Below are 16811 nucleotides of genomic sequence, written 5' to 3' on the forward strand. Positions count from 1 at the left end.
AAGTTGAGGGAGACTAAGAAATTGGAGAAGCCCGTTATGTTCCGCCGTTCAAATTTGATGTATTCCGCCGTCGCCTCGGTCGCCGTGATAGCCGCACAGCCCGCTTGGGCGGATGTGACCCCACAGCAGGTCTGGGACGATCTGGAAGCCTATATGGCCAGCTTCGGCTATAGCGTGACAGGCACCGAGTCGACATCCGGCAACGCCCTGACCATCACCGATATGGCCCTGTCGATGGACATCCCCGAAGGCGAAGGCACCATGGCCTTTTCCGCGTCCGAGGTCACGTTCGAAGATCTGGGCGACGGAAGCGTGCGCGTGACCTTTCCCGAAAACATGCCGATCAAGCTGAAGGTGAATGACGTCCCTGATGGCGAGCCTTTCGATCTGACCATCGACTATGCCCAACAGGGGTTGCAGATGGTCGTGTCCGGCGAACCCGGCGACATGGTTTACGATTACACCGCCGACAGCCTGGGCATGCGCCTGTCAGAACTTATCGTGGATGGCGAAACGCTGGACCGCGATGCCGCTCGCGCCGATTTCAACTTGAAAGACATCACCGGCACCGCGCGCGTCTCTGTGGGTGACCTGCGTGAGATTTCGCAATCGATGACCACGGGCGGCCTGGATTATGACGCCGCGTTCAAAGATCCGGAAACCGGAAATTCGGTGGAGTTCACCGGGACAGTTTCCGGGGTGTCGTTCGAAGGCGACACCACGATCCCGCTGGATATGGACCCCGAAGACATGCCCGCCATGCTGGCCGCAGGCTTTGCCGTCAATGGCATGATCAACCACACCGGCGGATCAGGCACCTTTGCCGCGAGCGAGGACGGCGATGCGACAACTGGCAAGACCAGCTCGGGTGGAGGCAGTCTTCAGCTACAGATGGACGCCGATGCCATCAGCTACGCGGCAGGTGCAACCGACCTTACCACAAGCTTCGCGGGCAACGAATTGCCCTTCCCAATTGAATCCGCGATGTCGGAAGCCTCGGTCAACCTGACGATACCGGTCTCCAAGAGCGAAGAGGCCAGCGACGTCGCCTTGGGCGTGAACCTTGCCGGGTTCACCATGTCGGACATGCTTTGGAACATCTTCGATTCGGACAAGGTATTGCCGCGCGATCCGGCGACCGTGGCGTTTGATCTGACCGGGAAGGTCAAGATGCTGGTGGACCTCATGGACGCCGAGCAGATGGCCGCCGCCGACAGGGGCGAGATCACACCCGCAGAGCCGCAATCGCTGACGCTGAGCGGGCTTCTGATCGAAGCGATCGGCGCACGCGTGACAGGTGACGGCGAATTCACCTTCGACAACTCGGACCTCACGACCTTTGACGGCATGCCGCGTCCCGAAGGCACATTGAATGTCACTGTAAACGGCGCAAACGGGGTCATCGACAAGCTGATCCAGATGGGGCTGATGAAGGAACAGGACGCGATGGGGGCCCGGATGATGCTGAGCATGTTCTCGGTGCCAGCGGGCGGTGAGGATGAGTTGAAATCAACCATCGAGATCACCGAGCAGGGCCATGTTCTGGCCAACGGCCAGCGCATCAAATAGCCCCGCTGCCAACCCCTGTGAACGAGGCCGGCTACGGCTGGCCTCTTTTGCTTGAAAGCGCCCGTTAAGCTCGCTCCCCTTGCGCAGCCGCACGTCACGCAATAGTTGCAAGCCAACCAACCGCCGGAGATCCGATGACGCATGATCTGGAAACCCTGACACAGTCCCTTCTGGACGCCGCGAAACAGGCCGGGGCAGACTGCGCAGATGCGATTGCCCTGTCAGGCGCGTCTGTTTCCATCGACGTCCGTAACGGGACCCTGGAACAGGCGGAACGCTCGGAAGGCACCGATATCGGATTGCGGGTGTTCGTGGGGCAGCGTCAGGCGAATGTCTCGGCCTCGGACATTTCCCCGCACACGATCACAGAGATGGCAGAGCGCGCCGTTCTGATGGCGCGCGAGGCACCCGAAGATCCCTATGCCGGCATTGCCGATCCCGATCAGCTTGCACAATCCTGGGACGTGGCCGCGCTGGAACTGGCCGACGACACGCCAGAGCCATCCCCCGCCATGTTGCAGGAAGACGCCGAACGCGCCGAAGCTGCGGCACTGGCCGTGACCGGTATCAGCCAGGTGCAATCGGCTGCGGCCGCCTATTCCAACCGCCAGATGCATCTGGCGGCCAGCAACGGGTTTTCCGGCGGCTACCGGCGCACCGACCGCTCGCTTTATTGTGTGGCCATCGCCGGGACGGGGGCCGGGATGGAGCGCGACCATGACGGCGACAGCCGGATCTTTCAGTCCGATCTGCGCAGTGCCGAAGATATAGGCACCAGCGCCGCCGAACGCACGCTCGCGCGGATGGGTGCCACCAAACCCCCGACCGGCAGCTATCCGGTGCTGTTTGACGAACGTATCTCCGCATCACTGATCGGGCATCTGCTGGCGGCCATCAACGGCAGCGCCATTTCTCGTGGGGCCAGTTGGCTGCGTGACGCGATGGGAGAACAAGTGCTGCCCGACGGGGTTGACCTGATCGAGAACCCGCACCGGCCCCGTGTCAGCGGCTCGCGTCCGTTCGATGCCGAAGGGCTGCCGACCCGGTCCCGCGACATCGTCAAGAACGGTGTGCTGCAAGGCTGGACGCTGGATCTTGCCACCGCCCGCAAGCTGGGGATGCAAAGCACCGGCAATGCGGTGCGCGGAACAGGTTCTGCCCCTTCGCCCAGTCCGGGAAACGTCGCCATGACACAAGGCCAGCAGAGCCGCGACGACCTGATCCGCGATATGGGCACGGGTCTGCTGGTGACGTCGATGATCGGCTCGACCATCAACCCCAATACCGGCGACTATTCTCGCGGGGCCTCTGGCCTGTGGATCGAGAACGGTCAGATCGCCGGGGCGGTCAACGAATGCACCGTCGCAGGCAACCTGCGCGACATGCTGCGCGGGCTGCGTCCGGCCAATGACGCGCGTCCGTGGTTGTCGCGTGTCGTACCGTCACTGCTGGTCGAGGGGCTGACCCTCGCCGGGAGCTGAGCGGGGTGGACGCACCCGTGGATAGCTTGCCCGCACAGGACCTGTCTTTGCTGATCCACGCTGCCCGCGCGGCGGGACAGACCGCATTGGCCTTCGCTGGTCCGACGGCGCGGTTCTGGGAAAAACCCGATGGTGCCGGCCCGGTGACAGAGGCGGATCTCGCCGTCAATGAAACCCTGAAACGGATCCTGCGGGACGCCCGGCCGGATTATGGCTGGCTGAGCGAGGAAGATGTGGACGGCCCTGCCCGGCTGACGACGCGCCGCACCTTCGTCATAGATCCGATCGACGGCACCCGCAGCTTTATGAAAGGCGATGCCGCCTGGGCGCATTCCATCGCCGTGGTGGAGGATGGGCGCGTGACCGCTGGCGTGATTCACCTGCCCATGATGGACAAGCTTTACGCTGCGGCACAGGGCGGCGGGGCTGTCCTGAACGATGCGCCGATCCACGTCAGCGATGTGCGTCAGCTTAGCGGTGCAGAAGTACTGGTGGCCCGCCCCACGATGTTGGACAAAAACTGGATCGGCACGCCACCAAAGCTGAACCGGCACCATCGTCCGTCGCTGGCCTACCGCATGGCCTTGGTGGCGCAAGGCCGGTTCGACGCCATGGTGACGCTGCGCGCCAGCTGGGAATGGGACATCGCGGCCGGTGCGGTGATCTGCGCCGAAGCCGGCGCGCGTGTCTCGGACCGTTTCGGCGATCCGTTACGCTTCAACGGGGCGCATCCGCAGACGCCCGGCGCGCTTGTCGCCGCTCCGCCACTGCACGACGCGTTTCTCGGCGCGTTGCGGCCGTGACCTGACACCCCGGCGGACTGTGGCTTGACCCTGCCCGGCCAACCCGTACCCTGTAGAAGACACGCCTGAAAGGACATGACATGACCCAGCGCCTGCATCTCGTCTTCGGAGGCGAATTGGTCGATCCGACAAAATCCGAGTTCAAGAATATGGACGATATTCACATCGTCGGCATGTTCCCGAATTACGAAACCGCCTATAACGCCTGGAAATCAGAAGCGCAGCGAACCGTCGACAACGCCCATATGCGCTATTTCATCGCGCATCTGCACCGGCTGCGCGACGAAGAAACAGACGCATCCTCGACCGAGGAACTTGGCTGACATTGGCCCGCGCTCCGCTCAGCCTTGCCGCCTACCTTGCCCTGTCGCGTGGCCGCGCGTCCGAGATCAGCAGCGCGCCAATGCCAAGCCGCCCGGCAGGGGCGCTGGTCTGGGCACATGCCGAGGACGCAAGCCAACTGCGGGCGCTGTCGGATATTTGCCAGCGGCTGGGGCAGCAGCGCAACGGGTTCTTCTGCCTGCTGACCTATTGCAATGGCGAACCGCCAAGACATGATCTGGCCGGCGTGATCTGCCTACGTCTGCCCCCCGACACTGTTGCGGATTCAGCCGCATTTCTTACGCATTGGTCCCCGACTACCTGCTTGTGGACCGGATCGGAATTGCGCCCCGCCCTGTTGCGGGCCGCGGCGGAACGCGGCTGTGCGTTGGCGCTTCTTGATATTCAGGACAAAGCGTTTTCCACCCCTGCGCTGCGATGGCTACCTGACACCGTGATCTCGACGTTGCGGCTGTTCGACAGGCACTTCGCAGTCAATGGCAACGCCCTGCGACGCCTCAGACGGCTTGGATTGGGCGGCAATTCGATCCGCGTCGCAGGCCCACTTCTGGAAACACCGTTGCCGTTGCCTTGTAACGATGTCGATCATTCCGACGCGGCTGCGATGTTGTCCGGGCGCCCGGTCTGGCTGGCCGCAAGGGTCCAGGCGAACGAAGTGGACATCGTACTGAACGCCTTTCGGCAGATCAGGCGGCTGGCGCATCGGCTGCTTCTGGTGATCGTACCCGAAGTGGGTGTCGATGCCGGAATTATCCTCAATAAAATTGAAGAAAGTGCGTTGCGTCATGCCTGCTGGGACATCGGCGAACAGCCCGACGAAGCGACAGAGATCCTGCTGGTCGTGGACATTGCCGATCTGGGCCTGTGGTACAGGCTGGCACCGGTCAGTCTGGTCGGATCCTCGCTGTTGACGGGCCAGAAAGGGCGCAATCCGTTCGAAGCGGCAGCTCTGGGATCTGCGGTCCTGCACGGCCCCGATGTGGGGTCTTATTTGCCAAGCTATTCGCGGCTTGCAAAAGCGGGGGCAGCCCGCGTCGTCCGGGACGCTGAAACGCTGGCCGCCGCCGTAGCACAGCTCATTGCCCCGGATCGCGCCGCCCAGATGGCCCATGCGGGGTGGGAAGTGGTCTCGGAAGGGGCAGAACTGACCAATCAGGTGATCGCGTTTCTCAACGAGGCGCTGGACGCGGCGGAGGAGGATTGATGCAGGCGCCGCTGTTCTGGGATAATTCGCCCGACGCTCCGGGCTGGCGCGCGCGCCTGCTGACACCACTGTCGCGGATCACTGCGGCGGTCACGGCACGGCGCGTGGCAAAAGCGGGAAAACGCCTGTCGGTGCCGGTGATCTGCATTGGCAACATCAATGCCGGCGGGACTGGCAAAACCCCCACCGCCATCGCGCTGGTGCAACGCCTGATGGAAAAAGGCCACAGCCCGCATGTGGTGTCCCGCGGGTATGGCGGGTCAGAGCCGGGACCGCTGCGGGTGGATCCCGTTGCGCATACCGCAGCGCGGGTCGGGGACGAGCCATTGCTGCTGGCGGCGTTCTGTCCGGCCTGGGTCGCGCGGGACCGCGCCGCCGGTGCCCATGCGGCAATTGCGGATGGCGCAGATGTGATCGTTCTGGATGACGGGTTTCAGAACCCTGCCATCGAGAAGGATCTCAGCATTGTCGTCGTGGATGCCGCCCGCGGGTTCGGCAACGGGCGCTGCATGCCCGCAGGCCCCCTGCGAGAGCCGGTAGAAGCTGGTATCTCTCGGGCCGATCTGGTGCTGTCCATCGGCGCAGCACCCGCACAGCGGCGTTTTACAGAGACGTGGGGCAACGCGATCACCGTCCCGCAGATAGCGGGCGCGCTGGAACCGCTGCCCACCGGGATGGATTGGGCCGACACCCGCGCGCTGGCATTTGCGGGCATCGGCCATCCCGAGAAATTCTTTGCAACCCTTCGCGGCCTGGGCACCGACGTGATGCGGGCAGAGGCGCTCAGCGATCACCAGCCACTGACGCCTGCCTTGATGGCCCGGCTGGAGACCGAGGCGCGCTTGCTGGGGGCCGAGCTTGTGACCACAGAGAAAGACGCCGTCCGCCTACCCGCAAACTTTCGGCAGAAGGTGGTGACGCTGCCCGTCCGGCTGGAGATCCCCGACTGGATGGTTCTGGACCGGGCGCTTGACCGTGTTTTGGGACCATCATCCGGCGCTTGATGCGCCATTCGGCGTAGGGAAATGCGCCTCATCTCGCCCACCATCCCGCAACCTTTGCGGCGCGACAGGCGTCCCGACGATCGCCGCTCATTCCGCCGCGAGCGGTCTGTCGGTGGGCAATTCAATCGCAGGCTGGCCGATCAGGGCAATGTCGGCAATCACGCCACGCAGAAGTTTTCGGAACTCGTGGAAATCGCTGTTCGGCCGGATTGCCTTTTCATCAAGATAGATGGCGCGATCAATCTCGATCTGGATAGCGTGCTGCCCCCGGTTCGGACGCCCGTAGTGCTGAGTGATAAACGCACCCGCGAAGGGCGCATTGCGCACCACGGACAGCCCGGCGGCGGTAAAGGCGGCCTCTACCCTATCGACCACGCCGCCATCGGCGGAGGCCCCAAACCGGTCGCCCAGCACAATATCCGGGCGACGCGCCCCGAAACGGGTGATGCCGTCTACCGCCTCATGCGGCATGGAATGACAATCCACGAGTATCGACTGACCGAACTGCTGCTGTGCCTGATCCAGAAGCGTCTGCATCTGTTCGTGATAGGGCTGCCAGTAACGGGTCAGGCGGCGATGCGCTTCTGCCAATGGCAGCTTGCCACGATAGATGGCACGGCCATTGGCCACCACGCGCGGCACCACGCCAAGTCCCGACGCAACACGCGGGTTGTGAACAGAGCGCCGGACACCCTCGATCAGGGCCGGGTCAAGCTCTTCCGCGCTGCGGTTGTAGTCGATGAACGCGCGCGGTGCGCCGGCCTTCAGAAACGGTGCCCCGAACAGTGGCACGCATTCGAACAGCTGATCGACATACGCATCCTCGGACGTGCGGATCGAATGTTCATCCAGCTGCGTGCTGCGCAGAAACGACCAAGGGTAATCCCGACCGCTATGCGGCGAGGCGAAGACCACGCAGGATGTGCGTGCGTCCGGGTGCATGACGTGATAGGCGGCCTTCGGCATCGGTTCTCCTCTTCGCATTAGCATAGCCCGGTTTCATGCTGTGCCAAAAGCCCCTTGATCTTGTCTGCGACTCCTTTTAAAGACCCCTCTACCGGCGCGGGCTTCCGCGCCCCATTCATGTTGGGGCACGTATATTGCATCGGTTTCATGGGCGGTTAGCTCAGCGGTAGAGCACTACGTTGACATCGTAGGGGTCACTGGTTCGATCCCAGTACCGCCCACCATGAATTCACCGCCACCGTGCAAACGGCGGCACCCGCAACCAATGGCGCTTGCGCGCCGCGACGTCAGGAGAGACCCAATGAAGGTCAGAAACTCGCTCCGCTCGCTCAAGAACCGCCACCGGGATTGCCGTGTGGTGCGTCGCAAGGGCCGCGTGTACGTTATCAACAAGACCCAGCGACGGTTCAAAGCCCGCCAGGGCTGAAGACCGCTTTTGCGGCCCCCTTGCGGGGACAAGCGAAAAGGCCGCCCCGACGGGGCGGCCTTTTTCGTGTCCGGCTGAACGGGTGGAAAAGACGCTCAGGCGCAATCGCAGCCGGACCACGACAAAACCAGTGTCAGGTCATTCATAGACCCGCTGATCGTCGATAACCTTGCCGTCATTGGGAAGGGTGCCCTTGGCAACAACCTCTATCTGACCTTTCAGTTTCAGCACCTCGGCTACCGATTTCGCATAATCCTCTACGGCAGGCGCGTCGCTTTCCAACTGCACGGTCATCACATCCATCTCGCCGTCTCGGGTGGCGATGACGCGGGCGCGGCTTATTTCGCCATGTTTCGCAACAAGGGCCGCCACCTGTTCGGGACGCACGAACATGCCTTTGATCTTGGTGGTCTGGTCGGCGCGCCCCATCCAGCCCCTGATCCTTGTGTTGGTACGGCCGCAGGGGCTGCGGCCCGGCATCACAGCAGACAGATCGCCCGTGGCAAAGCGGATCAACGGATAATCGGGGTTGAGCGTGGTGACGACAAGCTCGCCGACATCGCCGGGCCGAACCGGCGTGCCGGTGCCGGGGGTGACGATTTCCACGATGACATGCTCATCCAGAATCATGCCTTCCATCGCCGGACTTTCATAGGCGACATGCCCCAGATCGGCAGTGGCATAGCATTGCATGCAAGTGATCCCCCGGTCGGCATATTCCTGTCGCAGAGAGGGAAAGAGCGCCCCGCCCCCGACCGCCGCCTTGGTGATCTTCAGCGCAACACCCATCTCGCCCGCCTTGTCGAGGATCAGCTTGAGATAATCCGGTGTGCCCGCATAAGCGGTGGTGCCCACGGCTTGCGCGGCCTGCACCTGAAGCTCTGTCTGGCCGGTACCAGCGGGCAGCACGGTGGCCCCCACGGCGCGCGCGCCATTCTCGAATATCATGCCGGCCGGGGTCAGGTGATAGCCAAAGCAGTTCTGCACAACATCACCCGCGCCGATGCCGCAGGCATGCAGGAACCGCCCCATGCGCCACCAGTCATGGCCCACGCCCCCCGGTTCATAAATCGGCCCAGGCGATTGAAATACATGCGCGAAACCCGACACGGGCAATCCGCCGAAAGGCGGATTCTCTGCCTGCCGCGCGGCCAGTTCGGATTTGCGCAGCACCGGCAACGCCGCCAATCCGCCCAGATCCGTGACCGGATCATACCCGTTGCGCTGAAGCTGTGCGTTCAGCGCCTGCAACTGCGCCGCCTCGCGCGCATCTTGACTGCGGGTTTCCAGTTCGTCGAAAAAGATCGTCATGCCGCGTCTCCCCTGATGGGCCGTATATTGAAATCAAGACTTGCAGCGCCAAGGCTGGCAGACATCCCAAGACCGGATTGAAGTGGCCAGATCATGTGGTTCACCAAAGGCCGGTCATGCCAGCCACCGTTTCCGGCGGCGATAGCTGCGCACGTCGCGAAAGGATTTTCGGCCCTCGTCCGACATGCCCAGGTAGAATTCCTTGACGTCCGGGTTTTCGCGCAACTCAGCGGCGGGTCCGTCCATCACCACCCGCCCGCTTTCCAGAATATAGCCGTAATGGGCAAAGCGCAGCGCCACGTTGGTGTTCTGTTCGGCCAGAAGAAAGCTGACACCCTCGTTCTCGTTCACCGATTTGACGATGCCGAAAATCTGTTCAACCAGTTGCGGTGCCAGACCCATAGACGGCTCGTCCAGCAGGATCGTTTCGGGTCTGCTCATCAACGCGCGCCCGATGGCGCACATCTGCTGCTCCCCGCCCGAGGTATAGCCGGCCTGAGATTTGCGGCGCTCCTTCAGACGCGGAAAATAGTCGTAGACCATTTCCAGATCCCGTTCGACTGCGGCCCGCCCATCGCGCCGCGTATAGGCGCCGGTCATCAGGTTTTCCTCGACCGTCAGATGCGAAAAGCAGTGCCGCCCCTCCATCACCTGAATGACGCCCTTGCGGACAAGCTCGGCGGGATCACGGTCCTGTACGCTTTCGCCGCGGTAGATGATGGATCCCTTGGTAACCTCGCCGCGTTCGGAATGCAGCAGGTTTGAGATCGCCTTGAGCGTCGTCGTCTTGCCCGCGCCATTGCCGCCCAGCAAAGCGGTGATCCCGCCTTTGGGAACTGACAGGGACACACCTTTCAGCACGAGGATCACGTGATTGTAGATCACCTCGATATTATTGACCTCAAGAAGCATCTCTTGCGTGTTTTCGGCGTCCGGCATGGGTCTACTTCTCTTGCAGGAGTTCAGATTTCCCGGTGGCAGCATGCGCCGCCGCCGGGACAGGGGCGTTTAGCCCTCGCAGTCTTCGTTCACCGGCCAAGGCGCGTTGGCGTCCGCATATTCAGAGGCGCTCGACGCGATCAGTTCGGCATAATTGTCGACATTCGCGGTCAGCAGATCGGACACTTTCACGAACTTCTCTCCGTCCCATTCCAGCATCCAGCCGCCGGAATGCCCGGTGTGGTTGGAACAAGAGGTCGAGAACGGCGGAACCATGCCATCAAGGCCCAGTTCGGAAATCCGCTCTTCGGTCATGTTGATGTTCTCCAGTCCCCAGCGCAGCTGACCGGGGTCGATCTCGGCGGTGTCGAAATGTTTCTGCGCAGTGGCGATGCCTTCACCCAGAATGGCAGAGATGATGATCCCGCGCGAATAGAACACACCGGACATTTCCTCCTCGTTGGACTGGCTGTTTCCGGCATCCACGACGTGCTTCTTGATGTCGGCCATGACCGGCGCATCGGCATTGGGGAAGGACCAGCTGATCGATTTGTAACCCTTGCCGTCTTCGCCGACGATCTTCAGGTCAGCGTCATGCCCGGCCCACCAGACGCCCAGCATGTTTTCCATCGGGAATTTGGTCTTCACGGCCTCGGTGATGGCACCTGCATTCATCGCGCCCCAGCCCCACATCACAACGTAATCGGGACGTTCGCGGCGGATCTGCAACCACTGTGCCGACTGGTTCTGCATTTCCTTCAGTCCGACCGGAACCGGCACGAGTTCAAAGCCTTTCTGCTCGGCAAGAGACTCCATCAAAGGCAGCGGCTCTTTACCGAACGGGTGGTCAAGATGCAGGAAGACGATCTTCTTGCCATCCAGTGACCCCTGTCCTTCAATATACTGAACGATCATGTCGGCAGCGTCCCAATATCCTGCCGGGATATTGAACGCCCACTGAAAGACCTTGCCATCGGCCATCGGCGAGAAGCCATAGCCGGGCGCGAGGATGGGAATTTCGTCAACATTGGTCTTGGGCAAAACCTGAAGCGTGATACCGGTCGACCAAGGCTGCGTCACGATCGCCTTGCCCTTGGTCTTTTCGTAGCATTCGACACCTTTCTCGGTCGAATAGCCGGTCTCGCATTCCTCAAAGTCGATCATTGCACCGCCGATGCCACCATCGCGCGCGTTGAGCATCGCCATATAGTCGGCCTGCCCGTTCATCAACGGAATGCCGGTGGCCGCGAAAGGCCCGGTCCGGTAACTGAGGTTCGGCGTGTAAAGCCCTTCGGCAATTGCGGTGCCCGCACCAAGCGACGCAATCACCGCAGCGGCGGCCAGTCTGGTAAAGCGTTTCATCTATATTCCTCCCATTGGATTTCGACAATTTTTGGTTTTTTTGGTTTCTTGGGCCGTCCGCTTAGTACGGAAACGGCCAGATGATCAGTTTCTCGCGGATCAGCGCCCAAAGCCGGGCCAGCCCGTGCGGTTCGATGATCAGAAAGAAGATGATGAGCGAGCCGATGATCATGATGTTGAGATGCTCGACCATGGCAGATGAAATCGGGATGCCCAGGGTTTGCGGCAAGGTGTTGAGCACCACCGGCAGCCCGACGATCAGGATCGCGCCAAGGTAATTCCCCATAATGGACCCCAACCCACCGATGATGGCGATGAACAGGATCCGAAAGCTCAGCGGGATGTCAAAAAGGTTCGGCTCTGCCGCGCCGCGCCACATGAACACGAACAGCGCGCCCGCCACACCGACCACATAGGACGACACCATGAAGGCCGTCAGCTTGGATTTCATCAGGTTGATCCCGATAAGCTCTGCCGCGATGTCCATGTCGCGCGTCGCTTTCCAGGTCCGCCCAAGATTGCCACGGGTCAGATTGATGCACAGCAAGGTCAGCAACGTCACGATGCCGAGAACGACGAAATACTGGATCATCGAATCTGCCTGCGGCCCGGCGATATATACGCCGAACATCTTCAGATTGGGCACCTGGATCGCGCCGGAGGCGTTGTAATTGTACAACCACGCCCATTTCTCAAACAGCCACACCAGAAAGAACTGCGCCGCAAGCGTGGCGATCGCAAGGTAGAACCCCTTGATCCGCAGACTGGGGATGCCAAAGGCGACGCCAACACCCGCGCTGAACACACCCGACAGCAGGATTGCCACCACCGGATTCATCCACGGCATGATCGTGACCATCTTGTAGCAGGCATAGGCGCCCACGCCCATAAAGGCCGCTGTCCCAAGGCTCAGCTGTCCGGCATAGCCCGTCAGGATGTTCAGCCCCATCGCCGCCAGCGAATAGATCAGGATCGGAATCAGCAATGTCTGAAAGGTGAACTCCGAGGCGGTCAACGGGAAAACCACCCAGGCAAAGATCAGGATAATTCCCAGCAGATAGGCATCCTGCCGGATCGGGAACAGTGCCTGATCCGCAGTATAGCTTGTCTTGAATTGTCCGGCTGTTCTGTAAAGCATCCGTTGATCTCTTTCCTTGCCAGCGCGACAACTGCCATCACGCCCAATCCGGTCTTCTGGTCGGCGCGCCAGCGCTCCACCTCTTCACGTCGGCCCCGCAGCAGCCAGCAGAACCACAATCATCACACGCGTCGTGCATCTCGGGATCTGCCAAAAGCGTCTAACTGCCACGTCCCGAACTGCCACCTTCTAGTCTGCGCACCCATGCTTCTTCTTGGTGCCAAATACTCCCGCCGGAGGCTCCCGAACGTGCCTCCGGCGGTCGCTAAACCCTCTCGATAATTCGTTCGCCAAACAGACCCTGAGGACGGAACAACAAAACGATCAGCGCCAGTACAAAGGCGAACCACGTTTCGGTATTGCCCCCTAGCAGCGGCTGACCCCAATAGATCTCGAAAAGTTTCTCCAGCATTCCGATCATCAACCCGCCGACGATTGCCCCGGTAATGGATTCCAGACCGCCCAGCATCAGAACCGGCAGCGCCTTGTAGGCAATCACCTCCAGAGCAAAGCTGACACCGGCCCGCGCACCCCAGGCGATGCCCGTCACCAGTGCGATGATGCCCGCGATAAACCAGACCAGAACCCAGATCGTCTGCAATGAAATACCGACCGACAGGGCTGCCTGATGATCATCCCCAAGCGCCCGGATCGCGCGGCCCATGCGGGTCTTGTTGAGAAAGATCAGCAACCCGACGACCAGCAATGCCGCGACGATAACCGCCGTAATATCCTTCTGCTCCAGGATCAGCAGCCCGCCAAATGGTTCCAGAAGGACCGAGCCCGTGGGAATCCCCAGTTCTGCGGTGATCATCACCTTGTTCTCGCCGCCAAAGATGATCTCGCCCAGTCCGATCAGGAACAGGGTGATCCCGATGGTCGCCATGAACAGAATGATATCCGGCTGGCCCACCAATGGCCGCAGGACAACCCGCTCGACAACCACCGCCAGAACGAACATCACACCAAGCGTCAGCAGAATGCAGATCCACGCAGGCACACCCATTGCGTGCAGCCCTACCAGCGTCAGCGCAGCAAAGACCACCATAATGCCTTGAGCGAAGTTGAAGATCCGGCTGGATCGGTAAATCAACACGAAGCCCAGCGCGATCAGCGCATACAGGATGCCCGAGACCAGCCCCTCCCACAGCACTTGCATTAGAAAGTCCGGCGCTGCGAACATGTCCACGAACGGCGCTACAAAAATGTCATTCAACATGTATTTCACTCCCCGCCCCGGGCCTGACCCAGGGCCTCTCAGCTTGGGCCGCAAGGTCCCGGGTCAAGCCCGGGACAGGTGGTCTGCGATGTCTCAATGTTGCACTCCCAGATATGCGTCGATCACGTCTTGATTGTTGCGCACCTCGTCAGGCGTGCCATCACCAATCTTCTTGCCGTAATCCATCACCACGACCCGGTCCGAGATATCCATGACCACACCCATGTCATGCTCGATCAGCGCGATGGTGGTGCCGAACTCATCATTCACGTCGAGAATAAAGCGGCTCATGTCCTCTTTCTCCTCGACATTCATCCCGGCCATTGGCTCATCCAGCAGCAGGATCGACGGCTCTGCCGCCAGCGCCCGCGCCAGTTCCACGCGCTTCTTCAACCCGTATGGCAAACGCCCCACCGGGGTCTTGCGAATGCTCTGGATCTCCAGAAAGTCGATGACTTCCTCGACCTTCTCGCGATTGGCAATCTCTTCGTCGCGTGCCTTGCCCCACCACATCGCCTGAGAGACAAGCCCCGCACTCATATGCGTCAGCCGCCCGGTCATGATATTGTCCAGAACCGTCATCCCCTCGAAAAGAGCGATGTTCTGAAAAGTCCGCGCCACGCCTTGCCGCGCGACCTCATAGGGTTTCATCGGCGGGCGTTTCTCGCCCTTGTACCAGACCTCGCCCTCGGACGGCGTATAGAAGCCCGAGATGATGTTCAGCATCGACGATTTACCCGCACCGTTTGGCCCGATGATCGCCCGAACCTCACCTTCGCGTATGTCGAAAGAGATATCCTTGATCGCCACCACACCGCCGAATTTCAGCGTGATGTTCCGCATTTCCATCAGCACGCCGCCAATCTGGCGACCATCTGCGGTGACGTATCCTTCGGTATCTTTCACCGCCCGTCCCCCTTGTTCACATCAAACTGTCTGCCCAGCGCGTTCGCGGGATGGCGGGTGGGGTGTCGCCGCAGGCGCACGTCACACGTCATTCTGCCGCCATCGCTTTGGGTGCCACCGGCATGACCTTGGCATCGCGGATCTCCAGCGTCGCCTTGATCTTGCCCTTCCGGCCGTCCTCATAGGTCACTTCGGTCTCGGTATAGATGCTGTCTGACCCGTCATACAAAGCTTCCACCAGATCGCCGAACTTCTCGCCGATGATCTTGCGCCGCACCTTTCGGGTCCGCGTCAACTCACCGTCATCGGCGTCCAACTCCTTGTGCAGAACCAGAAACCGATGCACCTGACAGCCCGACAACATCTCGTCCTGTGCAACGCTCGCGTTCACTTCCTCGACATGCGCCTGGATCATATCCAGAACGCGGCTATGTCCGGCCAGTTCCTGATAGGAGGCATAGGCAATGTTGTTGCGCTCGGCCCAGTTTCCGACCGCCGTCAGGTCAATGTTGATGAAGGCACAGCACCGGTCGCGTCCAGCCCCCATCACCACCGCCTCAAGGATGTTTGGGTAGAATTTCAGCTTGTTCTCGACATATTTCGGCGCGAACATGGCACCATCCGCCATCGCGCCCACATCCTTGGCGCGGTCGATAATCCGCAGATGGCCGGTGCTTTCTTCAATAAAGCCCGCATCGCCGGTCGCCACCCACCCCTCCGCATCCTTGGTATCGGCAGTTGAGTCCGCGTTCTTGAAATACTCCACGAACACGCCGGGGCTGCGATAGAACACCTCGCCATTCTCGGCGATGCGGATCTCCACACCCGGCGAAGGCACTCCCACGGTATCGGACCGCACCTGCCCATCGGGCTGCTGCGTGATGAAAACCGAAGCCTCCGTCTGCCCGTATAGCTGCTTTAGATTGATCCCGAGCGCCCGGTAGAAATCAAAGATCTCCGGACCGATCGCCTCACCTGCCGTATAGCCCACACGCACCTTGGAAAACCCCAGCGTGTTCTTCAGCGGACCGAAGACCAGAGCCTCGCCAAGCTTGTAGTGCAGGCGGTCCAGCAGCCCCACCGGCTCGCCATCCAGAATCTTCGGGCCGACCTTGCGGGCACGGGACATGAAGTGATGAAACAGCCGCTTTTTCAACGGGCTGGCATCCTCCATCCGGATCATGATGCTGGTCAGTTGTGTCTCGAACACGCGCGGCGGCGCGAAATAATAGCTGGGCGCAATCTCGCGCAGGTCCGTCATCATCGTCTCGGGGCTTTCGGGACAATTCACGCAGAACCCTGTCCAATAGGCCTGCCCGATCGAGAAGATGAAATCGCCCACCCAGGCCATCGGCAGATAGGCCAGAACCTCGTCATCCGTCTTCAAATGATCGAACTCGGCGGAATTTTTGGCCGTCTCGATGATATTGCGGTTCGACAGCACGACACCCTTGGGCTTTCCGGTCGTGCCAGACGTATACAGCATGACGCAAATGTCGTCGTAATTCTTGCCCGCCTGGCGGCGCTCCAGTTCGGCGCTGAAGTCCTCACGCGCGGCACGTCCCTGATCCTGAACCTGGCTGAACTGATGCAAATGGCTGTGGTCGTATTTGCGCAGGCCGCGCGGGTCGAGATAGATCATATGCTCGAACTGATGCAGCCCTTCCTGCACCTCGATCACCTTGTCGACCTGCTCCTGATCGGCAACGATCACAAAACGCGCGCCACAATGGCCCAGCACATAGGCCATCTCTTCGGCGCTGGCGTCCTGATACAACGGCACGGGAACCGCCCCCACCATCTGCGCCGCGACGATTGACCAGTAAAGATAGGGCCGGTTGCGGCCTATGATGGCGATAAAGTCGCCCTCGTTCACACCCAGCTTCAACAGGCCCAGTGCCAGCGCCTCGATCTCGCGCTCTGCCTCGGACCATGTCCAGCTTTGCCAGATGCCGTATTCCTTTTCGCGATATGCAGGCGAATCGGCATGGATCTTGGCATTGCGCCCAAGCAGCGCAGGAATCGAGCGCAAACCCTCTACACCCTCGGTGAGATGTGCCAAATTCAGTCCTCCCAACGTCCGGACTTTGCCGAACAAGACCACTTGCTGCGGTTCTGATGTCCATTTGGACAGTGCCCA

At 60.9% G+C, this 16811-nt stretch carries 15 protein-coding genes and 1 tRNA gene; 8 read left to right on the forward strand and 8 right to left on the reverse strand.

Features of this window, described 5'->3' with window-relative positions; translation table 11 throughout:
• The first annotated feature begins 57 nt into the window (after positions 1 to 57).
• From B8991_RS03710 to lpxK, 6 genes are all read left to right on the forward strand, one after another.
• A complete protein-coding gene (locus B8991_RS03710; protein WP_179141420.1) occupies positions 58 to 1569 on the forward strand; it encodes a DUF2125 domain-containing protein in 1512 nt (503 codons plus the stop codon).
• 134 nt (positions 1570 to 1703) lie between these two features.
• Complete coding sequence (locus B8991_RS03715; protein ID WP_084350479.1) at positions 1704 to 3050, forward strand: TldD/PmbA family protein; 1347 nt, start codon at positions 1704 to 1706, stop codon at positions 3048 to 3050.
• Positions 3051 to 3076: 26 nt separating this feature from the next.
• Positions 3077 to 3853 carry an inositol monophosphatase family protein gene (locus B8991_RS03720; protein ID WP_084351119.1) on the forward strand — a complete coding sequence of 259 codons (777 nt, stop codon included), beginning with the start codon at positions 3077 to 3079 and terminating at the stop codon, positions 3851 to 3853.
• An 80-nt stretch (positions 3854 to 3933) separates the two neighbouring features.
• Positions 3934 to 4176, forward strand: coding sequence for a DUF4170 domain-containing protein (locus tag B8991_RS03725; RefSeq protein ID WP_084350480.1), 243 nt, complete (start codon positions 3934 to 3936; stop codon positions 4174 to 4176).
• Positions 4177 to 4178: 2 nt separating this feature from the next.
• The gene (locus tag B8991_RS03730) at positions 4179 to 5399 is read left to right on the forward strand and encodes a 3-deoxy-D-manno-octulosonic acid transferase (protein WP_235866535.1); all 1221 of its coding nucleotides are present in this window, start codon (positions 4179 to 4181) and stop codon (positions 5397 to 5399) included.
• Positions 5399 to 6403: a tetraacyldisaccharide 4'-kinase gene (gene lpxK / locus B8991_RS03735; RefSeq protein ID WP_084350481.1), complete on the forward strand. Its 1005-nt coding sequence runs from the start codon at positions 5399 to 5401 to the stop codon at positions 6401 to 6403. The genes B8991_RS03730 and lpxK overlap by 1 nt, the downstream gene beginning before the upstream one ends.
• Positions 6404 to 6490: 87 nt before the next feature.
• Here lpxK and B8991_RS03740 read toward each other — a convergent pair whose 3' ends face one another.
• Positions 6491 to 7369 (reverse strand): N-formylglutamate amidohydrolase, encoded by an 879-nt coding sequence (locus tag B8991_RS03740; RefSeq protein ID WP_084350482.1) that lies wholly within the window; start codon positions 7367 to 7369, stop codon positions 6491 to 6493.
• 149 nt (positions 7370 to 7518) lie between these two features.
• On the opposite strand from B8991_RS03740, the gene B8991_RS03745 reads away from it, so the two are divergent.
• Together B8991_RS03745 and ykgO are read left to right on the forward strand one after the other, a co-directional pair.
• Positions 7519 to 7593: transfer RNA gene (locus B8991_RS03745), tRNA-Val, on the forward strand.
• Between the two features lie 77 nt (positions 7594 to 7670).
• Positions 7671 to 7796, forward strand: a complete 126-nt coding sequence (gene ykgO / locus B8991_RS03750) for a type B 50S ribosomal protein L36 (RefSeq protein WP_005850168.1) — start codon at positions 7671 to 7673, stop codon at positions 7794 to 7796.
• A 138-nt stretch (positions 7797 to 7934) separates the two neighbouring features.
• Here the strand turns inward: ykgO and B8991_RS03755 are convergent, their stop codons facing one another.
• The 7 genes from B8991_RS03755 to B8991_RS03785 all read right to left on the reverse strand — a co-directional run bounded on the left by B8991_RS03755 (position 7935) and on the right by B8991_RS03785 (position 16733).
• Positions 7935 to 9107, reverse strand: a complete 1173-nt coding sequence (locus B8991_RS03755; protein ID WP_084350483.1) for a phenylacetate--CoA ligase family protein — start codon at positions 9105 to 9107, stop codon at positions 7935 to 7937.
• A gap of 114 nt (positions 9108 to 9221) precedes the next feature.
• Entirely contained in the window at positions 9222 to 10046 is an 825-nt protein-coding gene (locus tag B8991_RS03760; protein WP_084350484.1) for an ABC transporter ATP-binding protein, read from the reverse strand.
• A gap of 69 nt (positions 10047 to 10115) precedes the next feature.
• Entirely contained in the window at positions 10116 to 11408 is a 1293-nt protein-coding gene (locus B8991_RS03765) for an ABC transporter substrate-binding protein (RefSeq protein ID WP_084350485.1), read from the reverse strand.
• Positions 11409 to 11469: 61 nt separating this feature from the next.
• Positions 11470 to 12546: a branched-chain amino acid ABC transporter permease gene (locus tag B8991_RS03770; RefSeq protein ID WP_084350486.1), complete on the reverse strand. Its 1077-nt coding sequence runs from the start codon at positions 12544 to 12546 to the stop codon at positions 11470 to 11472.
• A 265-nt stretch (positions 12547 to 12811) separates the two neighbouring features.
• Positions 12812 to 13765 (reverse strand): branched-chain amino acid ABC transporter permease, encoded by a 954-nt coding sequence (locus B8991_RS03775; protein WP_084350487.1) that lies wholly within the window; start codon positions 13763 to 13765, stop codon positions 12812 to 12814.
• A gap of 93 nt (positions 13766 to 13858) precedes the next feature.
• Positions 13859 to 14614: an ABC transporter ATP-binding protein gene (locus B8991_RS03780; RefSeq protein WP_235866549.1), complete on the reverse strand. Its 756-nt coding sequence runs from the start codon at positions 14612 to 14614 to the stop codon at positions 13859 to 13861.
• A gap of 145 nt (positions 14615 to 14759) precedes the next feature.
• Entirely contained in the window at positions 14760 to 16733 is a 1974-nt protein-coding gene (locus tag B8991_RS03785; RefSeq protein ID WP_084351123.1) for an AMP-binding protein, read from the reverse strand.
• Positions 16734 to 16811 lie beyond the last annotated feature (78 nt).

This window comes from Primorskyibacter flagellatus, assembly GCF_900176485.1.
Classification (GTDB): Bacteria; Pseudomonadota; Alphaproteobacteria; order Rhodobacterales; family Rhodobacteraceae; genus Primorskyibacter; species Primorskyibacter flagellatus.